Source organism: Halomonas sp. HK25, from assembly GCF_047795635.1.
GTDB lineage: Bacteria > Pseudomonadota > Gammaproteobacteria > Pseudomonadales > Halomonadaceae > Halomonas.
The window spans coordinates 4,259,624-4,280,090 of the sequence record NZ_CP181044.1; the positions used below are offsets into that span (position 1 = coordinate 4,259,624).

Consider the following 20,467-nt stretch of genomic DNA (forward strand, 5'->3'; position numbering starts at 1 on the left):
CCATGCAAACCCTGACGACACGCGCGACGCGCGTCGGCCGGGTCCTGCAGCTGACACTGGAGGGGGTGGCGGGTGCCACCCTCTTCGGCATGATGCTGCTGACCACGGCAGACGTGAGCGGCCGCTACTTCTTCAATTCGCCGATTCTCGGCGCCGTGGAGCTGACCCAGCTGATGCTGGCGGCGCTGGTGTTCCTGTCGCTGCCGGTGGTGTGCTGGCGCCAGGAGCACGTCAGTGTGGACCTGCTCGATGCCATCTTTCCCGTTCGGCTGATCTGGGTGCGCGAGGTGGTCGTCAACCTGGTGGTCACGGTGGCGCTGTGGGCCATGGCCCAGCGTGTCTGGGCGCTGGCCGAGCGCGCCTTCGACTGGGGTGATGTGACCGAATTCCTGCGTATCCCGCGCGGCTACCTGATCGGACTGATCGCGACCATGCTGGCCTTGTCGGCGCTACTGACCCTGGCCCGGGCGGTGCTCTACCTGCTGGAAGGGCTCAAGGTGGTCAAGCAGGGCGGTCCGCTGAGTCCCTCTACAGAACGGGGAGGGACCCATGACTGAAGCACTCTACGGCTTCGCCGCGCTGCTGGTCCTGGTGTTCCTGCGGGTGCCACTGGCGTTCGCCATGGGCATCATCGGCTTCGTCGGTTTCTACTACCTGACCGGTAACTGGGCCGCCGCCGAGGCGATGGCCGCCCGCCGGGTGGTGGATACCGCCATGGACTACGGCCTGTCGGTGATCCCGCTGTTCATCCTGATGGGCAACTTCGTCTCCCATGCGGGGCTGTCGGACGCGCTGTTTCGTGCCTCCAACGGCTTCCTGGGCCACCGCAAGGGCGGCCAGGCCATGGCCACCATCGTCGCCTGCGGCGGCTTCAGCGCCATCTGCGGTTCGAGCCTGGCCACCTGTGCCACCATGGGGCGCGTGGCCATGCCGCAGATGCGCAAGTACGGCTACAAGGATTCGTTGGCCGCGGCCTCCATTGCCGCCGGCGGCACCCTGGGGATCCTGATCCCGCCCAGCGTGATGCTGGTGATCTACGGCATCCTCACCGAGACCAGTATCCGCGAGCTGTTCGCGGCCGGCTTCATTCCCGGCATCCTGGGGATCTTCCTCTACCTGGGGGCGGTGAAGTGGGTGCTGTGGCGCGACCCCAGCGCCGGCCCGGCGGCGGAGAGGGTGCCGTGGCCGGAGCGCTTTGCCGCACTGAAGAGCGTGGGCAGCACCCTGGCGCTGTTCGTGCTGGTGATCGGCGGCATCTACCTGGGGGTGTTCACCCCCACCGAGGCGGCGGGCATCGGCGCCATGGGCGCCTTCCTGATTGCCCTGACGCGCCGGGCGCTGAGTCCGCGGGTGCTGATGGCCGTGCTGATGGACACGGTGCGCACCACGGCGATGCTGTTTGCGGTGGTGCTGACGGCGCTGATCTTTGCCAACTTCGTCAACCGGGCCGGGCTGCCCAATGACCTGCTGTCGCTGGTCAACGGGTTGAACGTGGCGCCCTTCGTGGTGATTCTGGTGATCATCGCCATCTACGTGGTGCTGGGCTGCGTGTTCGAGAGCATGTCGATGATGCTCCTGACGGTGCCGGTATTCTTCCCGGTGGTAGCGGGGCTGGGCTACGACCTGGTGTGGTTCGGCATCCTGGTGGTGATCGTGATCGAGATCAGTCTGATCACGCCGCCGGTGGGGATGAACGTCTTCGTGCTGCGGGCGGTGTTACCGGACGTTGCGACGGGGACGATCTTCCGCGGGGTGACGCCGTTCTGGGTGGCGGGGACGATACGGGCGCTGCTGGTGTTGATCTTCCCGGTGATCGTGCTGTTCCTGCCCCAGCTGCTCTATTGACGTGAATTCGAGGCGCCATCGCGGGGCCTCCCTTTTGCCAATATAAAAAGCGATACGCAATAATAGATAACATAATTAATTATGTATCTAAAATCGCCCTGAATTGACTCCCGTCAAATCAGGGCGATTTCCTTTGCGCTATCCTGAAAGTACGCAATAGGTGATACCCAATGAGGAGATATACAAATGGAAAGGCTGTCTGATTACATTCAGGGGGAGCGCGTGGTCCGCGAGCTTCGCCGCCACGCCCCCGAGGCACTTGACGATCTGGCCCGTGACCTGGAACAGCCGCTGAGCCCACCCCTGGAGCGGGCGATGGCGCGAAGTCTGGATGATTGCCGGGTGACTGACTTCCGGCCCTCCGAGGTACTGATGCCGGCGATGATGACGACCTTCGCGGTGAGCCCGGCCGCTATGGCTGAGGAGGAGCTGGCGGGTCTGGAGGCGAGCTGCAACCGGTGCGAGGCGGTCGGCCGATGCTGGCAGGCGATGCGCAACCATGTCGACGCCGAGGCCTGTCGTAGCTTCTGCCCCAACGCTGAGGCCTTCATGGGCCAAGGTGCCTAGGGGGAGGCAGCTGGGGGGAGAATGAGTCCCCCCATCCCTCAGGGCCGAGGCCGTCATGAGCCATGGCGCCGAGAAAAAGGGGAAGGGGGGCGGAGGAAAAGTCACAGGCAGGGGGAGGCCGGGGGCGCGATGAGCCCCCGGTTCCCCTTGCCGAAGCCTTACTGTTGCTTCGCCACCAGTGTCAGAATGTCGTAGCTGGCCACCAGCTCGTCATCCTGGTTGGTCACGGCCACGTCCCATACGACCACGCCTTGAGGGTGACCTTCGGGAGAGGTGCGGCCCTGATCGATCTTGCGCTTGCAGGTCAGGCGGGCTCGGATGGTGTCGCCGGGGGCGACCGGGGTGATGAAGCGCAGGGTGTCCAGGCCATAGTTGGCCAGCACAGGCCCTTCACCCGGGTAGACGAACAGGCCGGCAGCAGCCGACAGTACAAAGTAGCCGTGGGCGATGCGTTGGCCGAATTGAGTCTTGCGAGCGGCGATGTCGTCAAAGTGCATGTAGAAGTGGTCGCCGGAGAGGCAGCCGAAGTTGACGATGTCGGCTTCGGTGACGGTACGGCGGTGGGTCAGCAGGGATTCGCCCACCTGAAGGTCATCGAAATGGCGGCGGAACGGATGGACGTCGTTTTCGACGACTTTGGCGCCACGAACGTATTCGCGGGTCACCGCGGCCACCATGGTCGGGGAGCCCTGGATGGCGGTGCGTTGAAGATAGTGATGAACCGCCCGGATGCCCCCCAGCTCTTCTCCTCCGCCGGCACGCCCCGGGCCGCCGTGCTTGAGCATGGGCAGCGGGGAGCCGTGGCCGGTGGATTCCTTGGCGGCTTCCGCGTCGAGGATCTGCAGGCGGCCATGCTGGGCCGCCAGTACCGGGATCATTTGTGCGGCGATGGCGGGGTCCCTGGTAGTGAGGGTGGTCACCAGGCTTCCCTTGCCCTTGGCGGCTAAGGTCAGTGCCTCGTCAATGCCGTTGTAGGGCATCAGTGTGGCTACGGGGCCGAAGGCCTCGAGGTCATGAGCACCACCGTCTTGCAGCGGGTTGCGGCTGATCAATAAGTGGGGGGCGATGAAGGCGCCGTTGTCGACGCCCTGGCCCACGGGCTTGAAGCTGCCATCCTTGCCGAAGACACATTCGCTGGTTTCCAGCAGTCGGTCGATGGCCTCGTTAACGTCCCGGAGCTGATCGCTGGATGCGAGGGCGCCCATGCGCACGCCTTCCTCTTTCGGGTCACCCGCGACGATCTTGGACAGCCGCCCCTTGATGGTGTCCGCCAGGGCGTCCAGGTGCTCGGCCGGCACCAGGACCCGGCGAATCGCGGTACATTTCTGGCCGGCCTTGGCGGTCATTTCCCGAACCACTTCCTTGGCGAAGATCCCGAACTCCTCATCTTCAGGGCTTACATCCGGAGCCAGGATGGCGCTGTTGAGGGAATCCGCCTCGGCATTGAAGGGGATACTCTTCGCCATGATGTTGGGGTGGCTCTTCAACTTCAGGGCGGTGCTTGCAGAGCCGGTGAAGGTGACGAAGTCCTGCTCCTCCAGCCGGTCCAGCAGGTCACCGGTGCCACCGATGATCAGTTGCAGTGCACCCTCGGGCAGCAGGCTGGAGTCGTTGATAACTCGAACCGCGGCTTCGGTGAGGTAGCTGGTGGCGGTCGCCGGTTTGAAGATGCAGGGCATGCCCGCCAGGAACGCCGGGGCGAATTTCTCCAGCATGCCCCAGATGGGGAAGTTGAAGGCGTTGATGTGCACCGAGACACCACGGCGGGGCACCAGGATGTGAGTGCCATTGAAGTGGTTGTTCTTGCCTAGTTGAGTCACTGGGCCTTCATGGGCCACGTTGCCGGAGGGCAGTTCCTTGCGACCGGTGGAGGCGTAGGTGAACAGGGTGCCGAAACCGCCATCGATGTCGATCCCGGAATCCGCCTGAGTGCAGCCGGTATGATAGGAAATGGCGTACAGCTCTTCCTTGCGCCCCTGAATGTAAATAGCGAGCTCTTTGAGGATGGCCGCGCGCTGCTGGAAGTCCAGCGCCAGCAGGCTCTTCACACCGGTGTTGCGGCCATATTCGACGGCTTGCGCAAAGTCGATGGTTTCCTCGTGGGTATGAGCAATGGTGTCGCCGTTGATAGCGCTTGGCAGGGCCTTGGCGGGGGTTTCACCCAACCACTGGCCGGCAATGTAACTCTGAAGGACTGACATTAAGCGTTCCCAGTGAAAAAATTGACCTGGTTACGCATACGCATAACCAGAGAGCGACGCCGAGCGGGCGCATCGAGAGAGGTAATGTGGCTCAGCCAATCATCAGCGCTGATCGAAATCGAGGGTCACTTCATCGGAAAGGGGATGAGCCTGGCAGCTCAGCACAAAGCCCGCTTCGATTTCGTGCTTTTCGAGTCCATGGGTCACGTCCATATCCACTTCGCCCACGATCAGCTTGCACTTGCAAGTGGAGCAAACGCCGGCCTTGCAGGAGTAGGGAAGATCCATGCCGTTGGCGATTCCCGCGTCGAGGATATTCTCGCCTACTGTCGCCAGGTCGAACATTACCGAGCGGCCATCCGCGACTACGGTTACCTTGCTGGTCTTCTCCTCACCGTATTCTTCGATACGCTGCTGGGCTTTCGCGAGTATCTTTTGGGAATCTGCCGCAGAATTTGCGAAAAGTTCGTAATGAATCTGCTCATTGCTGAGGCCTTCGAGGCGGAAGCCATGTGAGACTTCAGACATCATGGCTTCGGGGCCGCAGATAAAGGCCTCGTCAGTATTCTTGATATCGATCAGGCCACTTTTTTGCAGCGCATAGCCTTTCTTGTTATCTATTATGCCATTAAGAAGGTCCGCTCCCTGGTCTTCGTAGTTCATTATGTTGATCCACTGGAAGCGATCCATATAACGATTCTTGACGAAGCTCAGTTCATCCTTGAACATCACGGAATTGGTGCGGCGGTTGCCGTAGATCAGCGTTACTTTGCTCTTAAGCTCGATATCGAGTACCGACTTGATGATAGACAGTGTCGGCGTGATACCCGAACCCGCCGCAATGCACATATAACGCTTGGCATTCTCGGGATCGAGCCTGGTATAGAAGTTTCCTTGTGGCGGCATGACGTCGATCTCCATGCCACGCTTGAAGTGATCGTTGGCGTAGTTGGAGAACTGTCCATTCTTGACGCGCTTGATGCCCACGCGCATATGGCCGTCATTGACGCCGGAACAGATGGAGTAGGAGCGGCGGACATCCTCTCCGTCGATCCTGGCTCGCAGTGTCAGAAACTGGCCTTGGGTGAAGTCAAATGTTTCCTTCAGCTCCTCCGGGACATCGAAGGTCACGCGGATGGCGGTATCTGTCTCCGGCTGGACGTCGGCAATTCTCAACGTATAGAAGTTCGTGTCAGACATCACGTGGCCTATATTTTCTTGAAATAATCGAAGGTCTCCTTGCACGCTTGACACTGAAACAGTGCCTTGCAGGCGGTGGAGCCGAATTCGCTGAGGAGTCGTGTATCACGCGAGCCGCAGTGTGGGCAAAGTGTATGGGCGTCTGGGGTCAAGCCGTCCTCGGAGACATCAGCATCTTCCGGCGGGGCGACACCGTAATTGCGTAATTTACGACGCCCCTCCTGTGACATCCATTCGGAGCTCCAGGCCGGCGATAGCTGCATCTTGACTTCAAGGCTGTCATAACCTTGGGCGCTCAGGGCGGCCTTGACGTCCTCCTTGATGGTGTCCATCGCAGGGCAGCCAGAATAGGTCGGCGTGATAGTGACGATGATATGCTCGCCTTGACGCTCGATATCGCGCAGGATCCCCAGATCCCAGATGCTCAGCGCAGGTATTTCGGGGTCCTTGACCTCATCAAGAAGATCCCAGAGCTCCTTCACCTCAGAGGTGTCGCGCTGCTGTAGCCGGTGGTATTCTTCCTCCGGCATCAACGAAATTTCGCTCATGATCAATCGCCAATTAGACTCGGCTACCACTGGCAGCCAGGATAGGAGCGGTGAACGAATTGCATTTCTGTCAGCAGGTGACCCAGGTTCTCAGTGTGATAGCCGACGCGGCCACCGCGTACCGCCCAGCCATCTTCGGGCACGCTCAGGGTCGCGTCCGTGAGAATGCTGCTGACTTGTCGATGCCACTCATCACGGAGGCTGGTGATATCGACGCCAATGCCACTGTCGGCCAATAGCTGCTCGATATCGTCCATATCGAACATTTCGTGGGTATAACCCCACAGGCTATCCACCGCGCGCTGTGTGCGCCGATGACTTTCCTCGGTGCCATCGCCCAGACGCAGCACCCAATCGCGGCTGCGGCGCAGGTGGTAGCGGGTTTCCTTGATCGCTTTGGCGGCAATGGCTGCCAAGTTATCGTCCCTGGACTTGACAAGCTCCGGCAGGAACAGGCTGTAATAGATATCGATGAACAGCTGTCGAACCTGGGAGTAGGCGAAATCCTCCTTCGGCAACTCCATCAGTAGCAGGTTATGGTACTGACGGTCGTCGCGCATATAGGCGAAATCGTCCTCTGTCCGCCCATCATTGGCTAGTTCTGACGCATAGCCATAGAACATACGGGCACGCCCGATGTAGTCCAGTGCCACGTTGGCATAGGCGATATCTTCCTCCAGGAAAGGACCACGACTTACCCATTCGGAGATTCGGTGACCCAAGACGTTAGCGTCATCACCCAGGCGGATCGCATACTCGAGGGTGGCATCCTTGATGGTGTCACTCATTACGTTTTCTCCTCAGCGGCTACATGTTGTTGACGGCATCGGGAAGGACGTAATAAGTCGCATGCCGATAGGGTTTGTCATCGTTGGGGTCGAAGAAATCCTCCGCTTCATCCTCTTGGGACGCGCAGATGTCGGCTGACTTGACAACCCAGATGCTCACTCCTTCGCTGCGCCGGGTGTAGACATCCCGGGCATACTCCAGCGCCTGTGCGTGATCCTCGGAATGCAGGCTGCCTACATGTTTATGATCGAGTCCACGCTTGGAGCGGATGAAGACCTCAAAGAGTTCCAGGGCGTTGTCCTGCATGGCGGTGCCTCCTTAGGCGGCTTCGGCTTGCTTAGCCTGTTTTTTGGCATTGTAGGCAACCAGTGCTTCACGCACCCAGGCGCCTTCTTCATGGGCCTTGATGTGATGCTCCAGGCGCTGACGGTTACAGTGACCATTACCGGCAATCACGTTATGGAATTCTTCCCAGTCGATCTCGCCGCTATCGTAGTGGCCGCGCTCTTCGTTCCACTTGAGATCCTTGTCTGGATGTTCGAGCCCTAGGAATTCGATCTGTGACGCGGTTTGGTCAATGAATTTCTGGCGCAGGTCATCGTTGGTCTCGCGCTTGATCTTCCACTCCATGGATTTTGCGGAGTGTGCGGATTCGGAGTCGTGGGGACCGAACATCATCAGCGCTGGCCAGTAGAAGCGGTTCAGGGAGTCCTGAGCCATGGCTTTCTGTTCTGCTGTACCGTTGGCCAGCGTCAGCATGATGTCGTAGCCCTGACGCTGGTGGAAACTCTCTTCCTTGCAGATACGGATCATGCCGCGGGCGTAGGGGCCATAGGAGGTACGCTGCAGGGATACCTGATTGACGATGGCCGCACCATCAACCAACCAGCCAATCGCCCCCATGTCACCCCAGGTCAGGGCAGGATAATTGAAGATCGAAGCGTACTTGGCCTGCCCGCTCTGCAGCGCCTCGACCAACTCCTCACGGGTAATCCCCAGGGTTTCCGCGGCGCTGTAGAGATAAAGCCCGTGGCCAGCCTCGTCCTGAATCTTCGATAACAGGATTGCCTTGCGGCGCAAGGAGGGCGCACGAGCCAGGAAGTTGCCTTCCGGCTGCATGCCGATGACTTCCGAGTGTGCATGCTGTGAAATCTGGCGAATCAGGTTCTTGCGATACTTCTCGGGCATCCAGTCCTTGGGCTCGATCTTCTCTTCCGCCTGGATCTTGTGCATAAACTGCTGTTCTTGAAGGGAAGCTTGCTGTTCAGAGGACATAGTGACGCTCTCCAATGATGGGTTTGAGCCTGTACTTCTTATCCCAGCATAGCAGACCGATGGCAAAAAGCGATACGCAAATAGGATAACTTATTCAAACTCTGTATCGTTATTCGCTGTCTTGATGTAACCAGTCGTCCTGAAAGGGGTTTTTAGTTCAGGCAGCTTGCGATCAGCCGGTATCTGGTTGCTGACGGATCGCGAGCCTGGTTTTCCGTTAACGCAAGTCTTTCACTCGCTTGGCCTTGCCCACGGAGCGCATGACCTCCTCCACGCCGCAGACATCCACCTGGGTGCTGATGCCGATATAGGTCTTGATGGCGTGCTGCAGGTGTTTTGCCAGCTGCTCGCAGGCCACCAGGTCACGGGCGACGTCGTTGCTGCATGCCTCGACGCGCACACGCACCATGTCCAGGTTGCCCTGGCGGGACACCTCGATCTCGTAGTGGGGCGAGAGCTGCTCGATCTTGAGCAGCTGCTCCTCGATCTGGGTCGGGAAGACGTTGACCCCGCGGATGATCAGCATGTCGTCGCTGCGGCCGGTGATCTTGTCGATACGGCGCATGGGTCGGGCGGTGCCCGGCAGCAGGCGGGTGAGGTCGCGAGTGCGGTAGCGGATCACCGGCAGCGCTTCCTTGGTGAGGGTGGTGAAGACCAGTTCGCCGTACTCGCCGTCCGGCAGCACCTCGCCGCTGATCGGGTCGATGATCTCGGGGTAGAAGTGGTCTTCCCAGATGGTCGGGCCGTCCTTGGTCTCCAGGCACTCCATGCCGACACCCGGGCCCATCACCTCGGAGAGGCCGTAGATGTCCAGGGCGTCGATGCCCAGGCGCCGCTCCAGGGCGGTGCGCATGTCATTGGTCCAGGGCTCGGCGCCGAAGATGCCGGCGCGCAGCGGCAGCGTGTGGGGGTCGATGCCCTGGCGCTCCATCTCGTCGGCAATATTGAGCATGTAGGAGGGGGTGACCATGATGATGTCCGGCTGGAAATCGCGGATCAGCTGGACCTGCTTCTCGGTCTGGCCGCCGGACATCGGGATTACCGCACAGCCCAGCCGCTCGGCGCCGTAGTGGGCGCCGAGACCGCCGGTGAACAGGCCGTAGCCGTAGGCCACGTGCACCTTGTCGTTGCGGGTGCCGCCGGCGGCCCGGATGGAGCGGGCCACCACGTCGGCCCAGGTGTCGATATCACGCTGGGTATAGCCGACCACGGTGGGCTGGCCGGTGGTGCCGCTGGAGGCATGCACCCGCACGATCTCGCTCATCGGCGTAGCGAACATGCCGAAGGGATAGTGGTCGCGCAGGTCGGCCTTGGTGGTGAAGGGGAGCTTGCCGAGGTCCTCCAGGCGCTTTATCTCCTCGGGGTGAATGCCGGCCCTGTCGAAGGACTGGCGATAGAAAGGCACGTTCTCGTAGGCGTGCTTGAGGCTCCACTGCAGGCGCTTGACCTGGGTGGCGCGCAGCTCGTCGAGGCTGGCGGTTTCCAAGGGGTCGAGGCTGGCGGTGTCGGTACGTTTGATGGTCTGGTTCATCGGGGGCTCCGGTCGGCTGATTGTTCTTGGCTCAGCGCGTTGTGCGTGAGGGTCAGGGTGGCCATGGACCTGGGGATCACAGGCGCTCGATGATCAGGGCGATGCCCTGACCCACGCCGATGCACATGGTGCACAGCGCGTAGCGTCCCTGCCGGCGCTCCAGTTCATGCAGGGCGGTGGTCACCAGGCGGGCGCCACTCATGCCCAGCGGGTGGCCCAGCGCGATGGCGCCGCCGTTGGGGTTGACGTGCTCGGCGTCGTCGGGGAGACCGAGATCGCGGGTCACGGCCAGCGCCTGGGCGGCGAAGGCCTCGTTGAGCTCGATCACGTCCATCTGGTCGAGTGTCAGGCCGGTCTGTTCGAGCACCTTGCGGCTGGCCGGGGCCGGGCCGAAGCCCATGATGCGCGGCTCGACACCGGCGGTGGCCATGCCCACCACCCGGGCACGGGCCTTGAGGCCGTAGCGCTCGGCCTGCTCGGGTGAGGCCAGCAGCAGGGCGCAGGCGCCGTCGTTGACCCCGGAGGCGTTGCCGGCGGTGACGCTGCCGCCCTCGCGGAAGGGCGTGGGCAGCCCCGCCAGCTGCGCCAGGGTGGTGGAGGCACGGGGATGCTCGTCGGTGTCGACGATCAGCGGCTCCTGCTTGCGGCGCGGTACCGCCACGGGGACGATCTCCTCGGCCAGGCGACCGGCTGCCATGGCCGCGGCGGTGCGCTGCTGGCTGCGCAGGGCGAAGGCATCCTGGTCCTCGCGGGAGATCTTGAACTGCTCGGCGACGTTCTCGGCGGTCTCCGGCATGGAGTCGATGCCGAACTGGGCCTTCATCTGGCGGTTGACGAAGCGCCAGCCGATGGTGGTGTCGTGGATCTCGGCACTGCGCGAGAAGGCCTGCTCGGCCTTGCCCATCACGAAGGGCGCGCGGGACATCGACTCGACGCCGCCGGCGATCATCAGGCCCGCCTCACCGGCCTTGATGGCACGGGCGGCGTTGCCGATGGCGTCCATGCCGGAGCCGCACAGGCGGTTGATGGTGGTGCCGGGCACCTCCACCGGCAGGCCGGCGAGCAGCGCGGACATGCGCGCCACGTTGCGGTTATCTTCACCGGCCTGGTTAGCGCAGCCGTAGAAGAGGTCGTCCACCCGGGACCAGTCCACCGAGGGGTTGCGCTCCATCAGGGCGCGCAGGGGCACGGCGCCCAGGTCGTCGGGGCGAACCGGTGAGAGGGCGCCGCCGTAGCGGCCGACGGGGGTGCGGATGGCGTCGATGATCAGGGCATCTTTCATGCTTGGCTCTCTGCGGCAGTCTCTTCCAGGCGGCGAACGGTGCCGCGGATCTTGTAGGAGCGGCCGCGAAACAGGGCGACCTCGTGACCGTGCTGGTTGCGCACGGTGATGTCGTAGATACCGGTGCGGCCGCGACGGCTACGCTCCTCGGCGGTGGCGGTCAGCACGTCGCCGAGCTGGCCCGGCCCCAGGTAGTCGATGCTGCAGCCCGAGGCCACCGTGGCCTCGTCATAGCTGTTGCAGGCGAAGGCGAAGGCGGAATCGGCCAGGGCGAAGATGAAGCCGCCGTGGCAGTTGCCGTGGCCCTGCACCATGTCCTGGCGCACGGTCATGGTCAGTACCGCGCGGCCTGGGGCCATGCTCTCGATGCGCATGCCGAGCCCCTGGCTGGCGCTGTCGCGGGAGAACATGGACTCGGCGCAGGCCTCGGCCAGCTGCTGTGGATTCAGCTCGGATTCAGACATGGAAGCACTCCTCGGCCAGGGCCTTGCGGCACAGCAGGAAGGAGGCGCGATAGCGCTCCTCGCCGTAGCTCTGCTGCAGGTGGGTCAGGGTGCGGTGAACGAAGGCCAGGCCCAGCTCATCGGCCCAGGCCAGCGGACCACGCGGGTAGTTGACGCCGGCCTGCATGGCCAGGTCGCCATCCCGGGCGCTGCACACGCCCTGCAGCACGGCGTCGGCGGCCTCGTTGGCGAGCATGGCCACGGTGCGCAGCACCACGAGCCCGGGCGTGTCGGTGAGCCAGGCGACCGCGAGGCCCAGTCGCTGGAAGAGTGCGGTGGCCAGGGTGCGGGCCTCGGCATCGACGCCGGGGCTCGCCGCCAGGGCGATGGCGTCGGCGCTCTCGTAGTCCAGGCAGAGGTCGAACAGCACCAGGGCCTCGAGGCCCTCGTCCCGGGCGCGTTCGGTGGCGCAGCGGCCGTCGCTCAGCGCCAGGGTGAGGCCGCCCAGGCGCAGGCGGGCCTGGCCCGAGATGCTCTCCCGGCGCACCACCTCGAGGCCGGCGGCCTCGGCGCGGGCCACCAGCGGCGCGATGGTGCCGAGCTGGCCCTCGGCGACCAGGGGCGGCAGCTCGGCCTCTGCCGCGGGGGCAAAATCCGGTGCGGCCGGCGGGGTGCCTTCGCGCTGCCCTTCACGTTTTCGATAATCATAGAAGCCCTGGCCGCTCTTGCGGCCCAGGCGGCCGGCCTCGACCAGCGCCTGCTGCACCAGCGAGGGCTCGAAGCGGGTGTCGCCGTAGTAGGCGTCGAATACCGAGCGGGTCACGGCGTAGTTGACGTCGTGGCCGATCAGGTCCATCAGCTCGAAGGGGCCCATGCGGAAGCCGCCGGCCTGGCGCAGCAGGGCGTCCAGGGTGGCGGGGGCGGCAGCGCCCTCCTGCGTCAGGCGCAGCCCCTCGGCGTAGAAGGGGCGGGCGACGCGGTTGACGATGAAGCCCGGCGTGGAGCTGGCGTGGACCGGTACCTTGCCCCAGGCCGCGGCGGTGGCGTAGAGGGTCTCGGCGACCTCGGCGTCGGTGGCCAGGCCCGAGATCACCTCGACCAGCTGCATCACCGGGGCCGGGTTGAAGAAATGCAGGCCGGCGACGCGCTCGGGGCGCTGGAGGCCGGCGGCGATGGAGGTGATCGACAGCGACGAGGTGTTGCTGGTCAGCAGGGTGTCGGGGCCGCACAGGCTCTCGAGTTCGGCGAAGACCGCGCGCTTGACCTCGAGGTTTTCGACGATGGCTTCCACCACCAGGCGGCTGTCGGCCAGCTCGGCGAGGGTGGCGGCCGGGGTCATGCGCGCAATGACGGCCTCGACCTCGTGCTGGGCCATCTTGCCCCTGGCCACGCGCTTCTCGAGCTGGCGGCGCACGCCGTCGATACCGGCCTGGGCGGCGCCGTCGCGGTTGTCATAGAGGCGCACCGGATGGCCGGCCTGGGCGGCGACCTGGGCGATGCCGGCGCCCATGGCGCCGGCGCCGATCACGGCGATGATGTCGCTGGGTGCGAGGGCAGGCATCTCACTCCCCCTTGAAGCTGGGCTGGCGTTTGTCCATGAAGGCGCTGACGCCCTCGCGATAGTCGTCGGTGCGGCCGGCCAGGCGCTGCAGGTCCCGCTCCAGGTCGAGCTGGGAGTCGAAGTCGTTGTCGGGGCTGGCATGCAGGGCACGCTTGATCAGCGCCAGGCCACGGGTCGGTTGGGTGGCCAGGTGGCGAGCCAGGGTCAGCGCCTCGTCCTGCAGGGACTCGTCGTCCACGACCTTCCAGATCATGCCCCACTGCTCGGCCTGTTCGGCGCTGAGCTTGTCGCCCAGCATGGCCAGCCCCTTGGCGCGAGCCATGCCCACCAGACGCGGCAGGCTCCAGGTGCCGCCGGAGTCCGGCACCAGGCCGATCTTGCAGAACGCCTGGATGAAGCTGGCCGAGCGGGCCGCCAGTACGATGTCGCAGGCCATGGCGATATTGGCGCCGGCGCCGGCGGCCACGCCGTTCACCGCACAGACGGTGGGGAAGGGCAGGTCGCGCAGTGCGCGCAGCATCGGGTTGTAGCGCTTCTCCAGGGACTCGCCCAGGTCCGGCGCCTCGGCGCCGGGGACCACGTTGCGGTCGGAGAGGTCCTGGCCGGCGCAGAAGCCGCGGCCGTTGCCGGTCAGCAGCAGGGCGCGAACGCTCTTGTCCTGGCGAGCCGCTTTGAGCGCCTGACGCATCTCGGCGTGCAGCTCGGGGTTGAAGCTGTTGAGGCTGTCGGGGCGGTTCAGCGTGAGGCGGGCGACGCCGTCTTCCACGGCATAGAGCAGGGGCGCTTCACTCATGATCGATTTCCTGTGTCAGTGCCCGTTGAAGGTGGCAGGGCGTTTTTCCTGGAAGGCACGGATGCCCTCCTCGCGGTCTTGGGTGCCGGCCAGCAGCGTGAAGGCGTGGCGCTCGAAGCGCAGGCCGGTGGCCAGGTCGGTGTCCTCGGCCTTGTGCAGCGCCTCCCGGGCCAGGCGCACGGCCAGCGGTGCCTTGGCGGCGATGCTCTCGGCCACGGCCAGGACGCGCTCCACGGTCAGTTCGGGCTGAGTGACCTCGCTCACCAGGCCGGCCTCCAGGGCGCGTCGGGCGGAGATCGGCTCGCCGGTCAGCACCATCTGGGTGGCGAGCGCCTTGCCCACGGCGCGCACCAGGCGCTGGGTGCCGCCGGCGCCGGGCATGATGCCGAGGTTGATCTCGGGCTGGCCGAAGCGAGCGTCCTCGCCGGCGATCAGGATGTCGGCGTGCATGGCCAGCTCGCAGCCGCCGCCCAGGCAGAAACCGTTGACCGCGGCGACGATCGGCTTGTTGAAGCGCGCGATGGCGGCCCAGTGACGCTGGCGGGGATCCTCGAGCATGCCCACCAGGTCGCGCGATGCCATCTCCTTGATATCGGCCCCGGCGGCGAAGGCGCGCTGGCTGCCGGTGATCATCACGGCGCGCACCTCGGTGTCATCCAGGGCGGCGGCCAGTGTCTCGGCCAGCTCTTCCAGCAGGGCGGTATTGAGGGCGTTCAGCGCCTCCGGGCGATGCAGGGTGATGCGCAGCACCCCCTGCTTCGGCCCCTCGACGATCAGGTGAGTCGGCATGATGTCCTCGTTTTCGGCACTGGGTTGGCGCGGCAAGAGCCCGCAGCCTGCCACGGATGGATATAAGGCCGAGTATAGGTTTTTTTTGATACACATCAACTTGTCATTAGTGACATTAATGTATCGTATTTGGCCATATGGTTCCTTTTTCTGCTTGCCTGTCAGGGGGTTGCCTCGTCGAGGCGCCGCTCGCGACGGGTAGGTTAGACCATGGTCGAAGCCCGGCCGCCCTGCCCGGCAATATTCCGGTAAGCTATTGATATAAAACTATTGTAAATCGCGATATGGTGGCCGCGTGACGGGGCTGGTCTGGGTGGGTGGTTTGATGTTTCGTTACGCTATGGATAGTCTCTCGTGCTATCTCGTATCGAATACAGCCGCTCACGGCAGGAGTCACCCATGTCCCAGCAAGCCCAGCAGATGCTCGATCGCCACCGCGAGACGCTGGATCAGGCCGTTGAGGCCATCAACACCCGCGGTTACTGGAGCCCCTACCCGGAAAATATCAAGAAGTATCCGGAAGAGGCGGTGAAGGGTGCGTCGCAGCGCTTCGAGGCCCTGCTCAAGCAGCATTACGCCCTCAAGGTGCCTGCGGTGGCCGGCCAGGTCGGTGCCGAAGCCTCCCCCTATGGGTTCGAACTTGGCGTAACCTATGACCAGCCCGAACAGGGCGCGCTGATCGCCGCCATGCAGGACGCGATGCCCGCCTGGCGCGATGCCGGTGCCGAGGCGCGGGTCGGCGTCTGCCTGGAGATCCTGGCGCGACTCAACGCCATGAGCCCTGACATCGCCCAGGCGGTGACCCACACCAGTGGCCAGGCGCCGATGATGGCCTTCCAGGCCGGTGGCCCCCACGCCCAGGATCGCGGCCTCGAGGCCCTGGCCTACGCCTGGCAGGCGATGTCCCGGGTGCCGGCGACGGCCAAGTGGGTGAAGCCCCAGGGCAAGCATGACCCGCTGGTGCTCGACAAGCGCTACCACATCGTGCCCCGCGGCATCTCGCTGGTGGTGGCCTGCTCCACCTTCCCCACCTGGAACACCTATCCGGGCCTGTTCGCCAGCCTGGCCACCGGCAACCCGGTGATCCTCAAGCCGCACCCCGGGGCCATTTTGCCGGTGGCCATGACCACTCGCGTCGCCCAGCAGGTGCTGGAGGAGGCCGGTTTCGACCCCTGTCTGGTGAGCCTGGTGCCCGACACCGCCGAGGCTCCGGTGACCAAGGCGCTGGCCCTGGACCCGGCCGTGAAGCTGATCGATTTCACCGGCTCCAACGCCTTCGGCGAGTGGCTGGAGCGCAACGCGACCCAGGCTCGGGTGTTTACCGAGAAGGCCGGCATCAACACCGTGATCATCGACAGCGTCGACAACTTCAAGGCGGTGGCCCAGAACCTGGCCTTCAGCCTGAGTCTCTTCTCCGGCCAGATGTGTACCACCACCCAGGCGATCTATGTGCCGAAGACCGGCATTCAGACCGCCGAGGGGTCCCTCTCCTTCGACGAGGTGGCCGGCGCCCTGGCCAAGGCCGTCGAGAAGTTCCTCTCTGATAATGATCGTGCCTGTGCCGTGCTGGGTGCCATCCAGTCGCCGGCGACCGCCGCACGCATCGATGAGTGCCGTGGCCTCGGCGAGGTGCTGCTGGACAGCGAGCCTCGCGAGCATGCCCAGTTTCCCAAGGCGCGCGTCCACACCCCGCTGTTGCTCAAGGTCGATGCCGGCCAGCGTGACGCCTTCAGCGAGGAGCGTTTCGGCCCGATCAGCTTCGTGATCGCCACCGACAGCACCTCGCACAGCATTCAGCTGGCCCGCGAGGTCATCGGCGAGAAGGGCGCCATCACCCTGGGCGCCTACACCACCGATGACGCCGTGGCCGAGCAGTTCGAGGGGCTGGCCATGGACGTGGCGGCGCCGCTGTCGCTGAACCTGGACGGTGGCGTCTTCGTCAATCAATCTGCCGCCTTCAGCGATTTCCATGCGACCGGGGGCAATCCAGCAGCCAATGCCTCGCTGTGTGACCAGGCTTTCGTGACACCCCGCTTCGTGGTGGTGCAGAGCCGTCGCCACGCCACAACGGAGTAACGCCATGCCTTGCTATCGACTCGAGGGGGTCACCCCGGTGGTGCATCCCAGCGCCTACGTTCACCCTACCGCCGTGCTGATCGGCGATGTCATCGTCGGCCCTGGCTGCTATGTAGGGCCCGGTGCGGTGATGCGCGGCGACTTCGGCCAGCTGGTGCTGGAGGAGGGGGCCAACCTCCAGGACACCTGCGTGATGCACGGCTTCCCCGGCTGCGTCACCAAGGTGGAGAAGAATGGTCATATCGGCCATGGCGCGGTGCTGCACGGCTGCGTGGTGGGCCAGGATGCCATGGTGGGCATGAATGCCGTGGTAATGGACTACGCCGTGATTGGCGCGCGCTCCATCGTCGCCGCGGCGGCCTTCGTCAAGACCGGCTTCGAGTGCCCGCCCCAGTCGCTGGTGATGGGGGCGCCGGCCAAGGTCAAGCGTGAGCTGAGCGACCAGGAGGTGGCCTGGAAACAGCAGGGTACTCGCGAGTACCAGCGCCTGACCGAGCGCTGTCGGGACAGCCTGGAGCCCTGTGAACCGCTGGCCGAGCTGGATGTAGACCGTCCCCGATTGAAGGCCGGTGATACCCAGCCCAAGCAGCAAACCTTGGGCCAGGAGAGCCGGTCTTGAGAATGAGGTGATGTGCTAGAGCGTTGCCGGCTTCAAAGCAAGCGCCCCCTGCCATGGCAGGGGGCGCTGGTGTTTGGTATGTCGAGAGCGAGGCGCTGGGCGGGCTCAGTCCAGCCCGCCGAAGCGCAGGTAGAAGCTGGGGCCGGGGGCCGGCAGGGGGCCCTCGGCGGTCTCCAGGTGGCGGTCGAGCCAGTTCTCGGCGCGACGGTAGATCATATGGTAGATGTTGCGGCATAGCTGGTGGGCATTGCGGCCCTCCCAGGCGGTGGGCAGCAGCTCATCGGGCAGCTGGGGGTCGCGTAGCTGCACGCGGCGATACTCGTGGATCAGCAGCGTCCGGGCGATGAAGCACTCCTCCTCGCTGAGGTGATTCTCCTCGCTGAGCGTTTTCCACAGCGGACGAAACAGGGTCAGGAACCGCTGGTAGTGTTCGGCCAACTCGTCGAGGTTCCAGCTCTCCCGTACCTGCAGGCGCAGCGGCTTGCTGGCCAGCGGCTCCAGGGCCTCGGTCCGCATCACGATGGTCTCATCGGCGGCGCCCAACTCTTGCAGGGCGGCCATGGCTTCGCTGCGGTTCAGGGTGGGGTGGGCCAGTACGCCGGGGGCGAAGTGGCCGAAGCCTAGCCACTCCAGCTCGTCGCGCACCTTCTGGCGGCGGGCCGTGTTCAGCTGGCTGAGCAGCACCAGGATCCACTGGCCCGACCAAGGCGCCTGGGCGCCGTGGTAGACGCGCTTGAAGGCCTGCTCGAAGCGACGCCGGCCGGGGCCGCTGAGGCTGTAGTAGCTGCGTCGGCCGACCTTGTCCCCTTGCAGCCAGGTCTCCCGGGTGAGGCGATAGACCGAGGTGCGCACCAGCCGCTCGTTGATGCCGATCGGCTCGACCAGCTTCGACAGGCTGCCCAGCCAGACGGTGCCGCCGCGTGGCACGATGGCATCGCCGTAGACGGTGATGATCAGCGAGCCGGCGCGGATCGGGCGACGCTGCTGGAAGTCATCGATAAGGGCGGTGACGCATTCGCTGGCGGAGGACATATCGGGGCTCGGCGGCTTTCCTGGTGGAGCCCTAGGGCGGGGGCAGTCTGTGACGGCTTCCCGGCCAGGGGGCGACGGTAATCCAGACATGATACCGCCTGGGCGGCACTATGCGAACGCGATGTATCGGCTATTGACTCAAGCGTCCGGAATCCGCCCGCCCAGCCGGGTGGTGATCTCGGCGGCGGTGTCGCGTACCAGAGCGCCCAGCTCCAGCAGACGCGCCTCGGGGATGCGTGCTACGGGGCCGGAGACCGAGATGGCGGCGAGCGGGATGCCGTGTTCGTCGTGAACGCAGGCGGCCACGCAGTGCAGGCCGATGGCGTGCTCCTCGCGGTCGCGGGCGAAGCCCTGGCGGCGGATCTCGGCCAGGCCCGCGCGCAGTGCCTCAGGGGTGTGCAGGGTGTTCTCGGTGACGCGAGCCAGGCCCTGCTCGGCGAGGATGCGCTCGAGCTCGTCGTCGGGCAGCCAGGCCATCAGCGCCTTGCCGATGCCGGAGGCGTGCAGCGGGGCCCGGGAGCCCAGCCGGGTGATCATGCGCATCATCTGCGACGACTCGCTCTGGGCCAGGAACACCGCAGTGCCGTCGTCGCGGATGCCCAGGTTGGCGGTCTCGCCGGTCTGGGCGGTGAGGCGGCGCAGGAAGGGGCGGCTGGTGGCCACGAAGTCGCGTGCCTCGAGGAAGCTGTTGCCGATGCGGAAGGTCTTGACGTCGATCTTCCACACCCCGAGCTCGCTGTCCTGGGCGACGAAACCCTGGCCCTGCAGGGCCTGGAGCAGGCGATGGGTGGTGGAGGGGGCGAGGTCGGCCTGCTCTGCCAGCTCCGAGAGCGCCAGGCCCCCGGGGCTCGCCGATAGGCGCTCGAGCAGGTTGAGCCCACGCACCAGCGATTGGCTGTGGCCGCCGGTGGCCTTCCCCGATCCGGCGGGGCGTCCCGCTGTCCTGCGCTTGACCTCGCTCACCCTCGACTCTCCTCGTGTCGGCTGCCCGCTATTGGCGACAGAATACCCTGTCGACCGCGGCCTGTCGCGCCTGCGGAAATCACTTCCATACCCCGTCCGGTTCGGCGTTGGCGCGGCTGATTCAATGAGGTCACCCTGGGGTTATTGATGTCGCCACTGGGGGGTACGCTTCTCGATAAAGGCATCGATGCCCTCGCCGGCGTCCTCGGCCATCATGTTGCAGGCCATCACCTCGCCGGCGAAGGCGTAGGCCTCGTCCAGGGGCATCTGCAGCTGGCGCTGGAACATCGCCTTGCCGGTGCGCACCGCCACCGTGCTCTTGGCACAGAGGCTGGCGGTGAGCTCGGCCACGGCGGCGTCGAGGGCATCGTCATCGGCGACTCGATTGACCAGCCCCCAGTCATGAGCAGTTTCGGCGTCGATGAATTCGCCGGTGAGCAGCATCTCCATGGCGCGCTTGCGGGCGACGTTGCGGGACAGCGCCACCGCCGGGGTGGAGCAGAACAGACCGGCGTTGATGCCGGAGACGGCGAAGCGCGCCGAACGCGCGGCCACGGCCAGGTCGCAGCTGGCCACCAGCTGGCAGCCGGCGGCGGTGGCAATGCCCTGCACCCGGGCGATCACCGGCACCGGCAGCTCGACGATGGCCTGCATCACCCGACCGCAGCGGGTGAACAGCTCCTGGTAGTAGGCCTTGTCGGGGTGGGCGCGCATCTGCTTGAGGTCGTGGCCGGCACAGAAGGCGCGTCCCTCGGCGGCGATCACCACGCAGCGCACGCGGCCGTCATTGGCCAGCCGGCCGAGCTCCTCCTTCAGGGCCACCAGCATCTCCTCGGAGAGGGCATTGAAGCTTGCCGGTCGGCTGAGGGTCAGGGTGGCCACGCCGCCGTTGTCGCGGCGCAGCAGGGGCGGAGTCGAGTCGCTCATGAAAGTCTCCCGATGGTTGTTGATGC

General features: G+C 64.8%; 20 protein-coding genes. 5 read left to right on the top strand and 15 right to left on the bottom strand.

The annotated features are described in order from the left end of the window. Positions 1–2 precede the first annotated feature (2 nt). The 3 genes from ACM26W_RS20020 to ACM26W_RS20030 all read left to right on the top strand — a co-directional run bounded on the left by ACM26W_RS20020 (position 3) and on the right by ACM26W_RS20030 (position 2,412). Positions 3–557: a TRAP transporter small permease gene (locus ACM26W_RS20020; RefSeq protein ID WP_416138707.1), complete on the top strand. Its 555-nt coding sequence runs from the start codon at positions 3–5 to the stop codon at positions 555–557. Then, a complete protein-coding gene (locus ACM26W_RS20025) occupies positions 550–1,845 on the top strand; it encodes a TRAP transporter large permease (RefSeq protein WP_416138708.1) in 1,296 nt (431 codons plus the stop codon). Before ACM26W_RS20020 ends, ACM26W_RS20025 begins: the two co-directional genes overlap by 8 nt. A gap of 186 nt (positions 1,846–2,031) precedes the next feature. Next, on the top strand, positions 2,032–2,412 hold the full coding sequence (locus tag ACM26W_RS20030; protein ID WP_416138710.1) for a hypothetical protein: 381 nt from the start codon (positions 2,032–2,034) through the stop codon (positions 2,410–2,412). A 158-nt stretch (positions 2,413–2,570) separates the two neighbouring features. Here the strand turns inward: ACM26W_RS20030 and paaZ are convergent, their stop codons facing one another. The 12 genes from paaZ to paaF form a co-directional block, all read right to left on the bottom strand. Beyond that, positions 2,571–4,613 carry a phenylacetic acid degradation bifunctional protein PaaZ gene (gene paaZ / locus ACM26W_RS20035; RefSeq protein ID WP_416138711.1) on the bottom strand — a complete coding sequence of 681 codons (2,043 nt, stop codon included), beginning with the start codon at positions 4,611–4,613 and terminating at the stop codon, positions 2,571–2,573. 102 nt (positions 4,614–4,715) lie between these two features. Beyond that, positions 4,716–5,813 (bottom strand): 2Fe-2S iron-sulfur cluster-binding protein, encoded by a 1,098-nt coding sequence (locus tag ACM26W_RS20040; protein ID WP_416138712.1) that lies wholly within the window; start codon positions 5,811–5,813, stop codon positions 4,716–4,718. Positions 5,814–5,821: 8 nt separating this feature from the next. Beyond that, entirely contained in the window at positions 5,822–6,361 is a 540-nt protein-coding gene (gene paaD / locus ACM26W_RS20045) for a 1,2-phenylacetyl-CoA epoxidase subunit PaaD (RefSeq protein WP_416138713.1), read from the bottom strand. Between the two features lie 23 nt (positions 6,362–6,384). Then, a complete protein-coding gene (gene paaC / locus ACM26W_RS20050; RefSeq protein WP_416138714.1) occupies positions 6,385–7,149 on the bottom strand; it encodes a 1,2-phenylacetyl-CoA epoxidase subunit PaaC in 765 nt (254 codons plus the stop codon). Between the two features lie 19 nt (positions 7,150–7,168). Continuing rightward, positions 7,169–7,456, bottom strand: coding sequence for a 1,2-phenylacetyl-CoA epoxidase subunit PaaB (gene paaB / locus ACM26W_RS20055; protein WP_416138715.1), 288 nt, complete (start codon positions 7,454–7,456; stop codon positions 7,169–7,171). A 12-nt stretch (positions 7,457–7,468) separates the two neighbouring features. After that, positions 7,469–8,425 (bottom strand): 1,2-phenylacetyl-CoA epoxidase subunit PaaA, encoded by a 957-nt coding sequence (paaA, locus tag ACM26W_RS20060; protein WP_416138716.1) that lies wholly within the window; start codon positions 8,423–8,425, stop codon positions 7,469–7,471. Between the two features lie 217 nt (positions 8,426–8,642). Next, entirely contained in the window at positions 8,643–9,956 is a 1,314-nt protein-coding gene (paaK, locus tag ACM26W_RS20065) for a phenylacetate--CoA ligase PaaK (protein WP_416138717.1), read from the bottom strand. 76 nt (positions 9,957–10,032) lie between these two features. Next, complete coding sequence (gene pcaF, locus ACM26W_RS20070; protein ID WP_416138718.1) at positions 10,033–11,238, bottom strand: 3-oxoadipyl-CoA thiolase; 1,206 nt, start codon at positions 11,236–11,238, stop codon at positions 10,033–10,035. Further along, entirely contained in the window at positions 11,235–11,702 is a 468-nt protein-coding gene (paaI, locus tag ACM26W_RS20075) for a hydroxyphenylacetyl-CoA thioesterase PaaI (RefSeq protein ID WP_416138719.1), read from the bottom strand. The genes pcaF and paaI overlap by 4 nt, the downstream gene beginning before the upstream one ends. After that, positions 11,695–13,242, bottom strand: coding sequence for a 3-hydroxyacyl-CoA dehydrogenase PaaH (paaH, locus tag ACM26W_RS20080; protein ID WP_416138720.1), 1,548 nt, complete (start codon positions 13,240–13,242; stop codon positions 11,695–11,697). Before paaH ends, paaI begins: the two co-directional genes overlap by 8 nt. Before the next feature lies 1 nt (position 13,243). Then, the gene (paaG, locus tag ACM26W_RS20085) at positions 13,244–14,035 is read right to left on the bottom strand and encodes a 2-(1,2-epoxy-1,2-dihydrophenyl)acetyl-CoA isomerase PaaG (RefSeq protein WP_416138721.1); all 792 of its coding nucleotides are present in this window, start codon (positions 14,033–14,035) and stop codon (positions 13,244–13,246) included. 15 nt (positions 14,036–14,050) lie between these two features. Then, complete coding sequence (gene paaF / locus ACM26W_RS20090) at positions 14,051–14,824, bottom strand: 2,3-dehydroadipyl-CoA hydratase PaaF (protein ID WP_416138722.1); 774 nt, start codon at positions 14,822–14,824, stop codon at positions 14,051–14,053. A gap of 399 nt (positions 14,825–15,223) precedes the next feature. On the opposite strand from paaF, the gene paaN reads away from it, so the two are divergent. After that, a complete protein-coding gene (gene paaN / locus ACM26W_RS20095) occupies positions 15,224–16,900 on the top strand; it encodes a phenylacetic acid degradation protein PaaN (RefSeq protein ID WP_416138723.1) in 1,677 nt (558 codons plus the stop codon). 4 nt (positions 16,901–16,904) lie between these two features. Further along, positions 16,905–17,519 (top strand): phenylacetic acid degradation protein PaaY, encoded by a 615-nt coding sequence (gene paaY, locus ACM26W_RS20100; protein ID WP_416138724.1) that lies wholly within the window; start codon positions 16,905–16,907, stop codon positions 17,517–17,519. A gap of 105 nt (positions 17,520–17,624) precedes the next feature. Here the strand turns inward: paaY and paaX are convergent, their stop codons facing one another. The 3 genes from paaX to ACM26W_RS20115 form a co-directional block, all read right to left on the bottom strand. Beyond that, entirely contained in the window at positions 17,625–18,551 is a 927-nt protein-coding gene (paaX, locus tag ACM26W_RS20105; protein WP_416138725.1) for a phenylacetic acid degradation operon negative regulatory protein PaaX, read from the bottom strand. A 138-nt stretch (positions 18,552–18,689) separates the two neighbouring features. After that, positions 18,690–19,514: an IclR family transcriptional regulator domain-containing protein gene (locus tag ACM26W_RS20110; RefSeq protein WP_416138726.1), complete on the bottom strand. Its 825-nt coding sequence runs from the start codon at positions 19,512–19,514 to the stop codon at positions 18,690–18,692. Between the two features lie 141 nt (positions 19,515–19,655). Continuing rightward, positions 19,656–20,441: an enoyl-CoA hydratase gene (locus tag ACM26W_RS20115; protein ID WP_416138727.1), complete on the bottom strand. Its 786-nt coding sequence runs from the start codon at positions 20,439–20,441 to the stop codon at positions 19,656–19,658. Between the last annotated feature and the right edge of the window lie 26 nt (positions 20,442–20,467).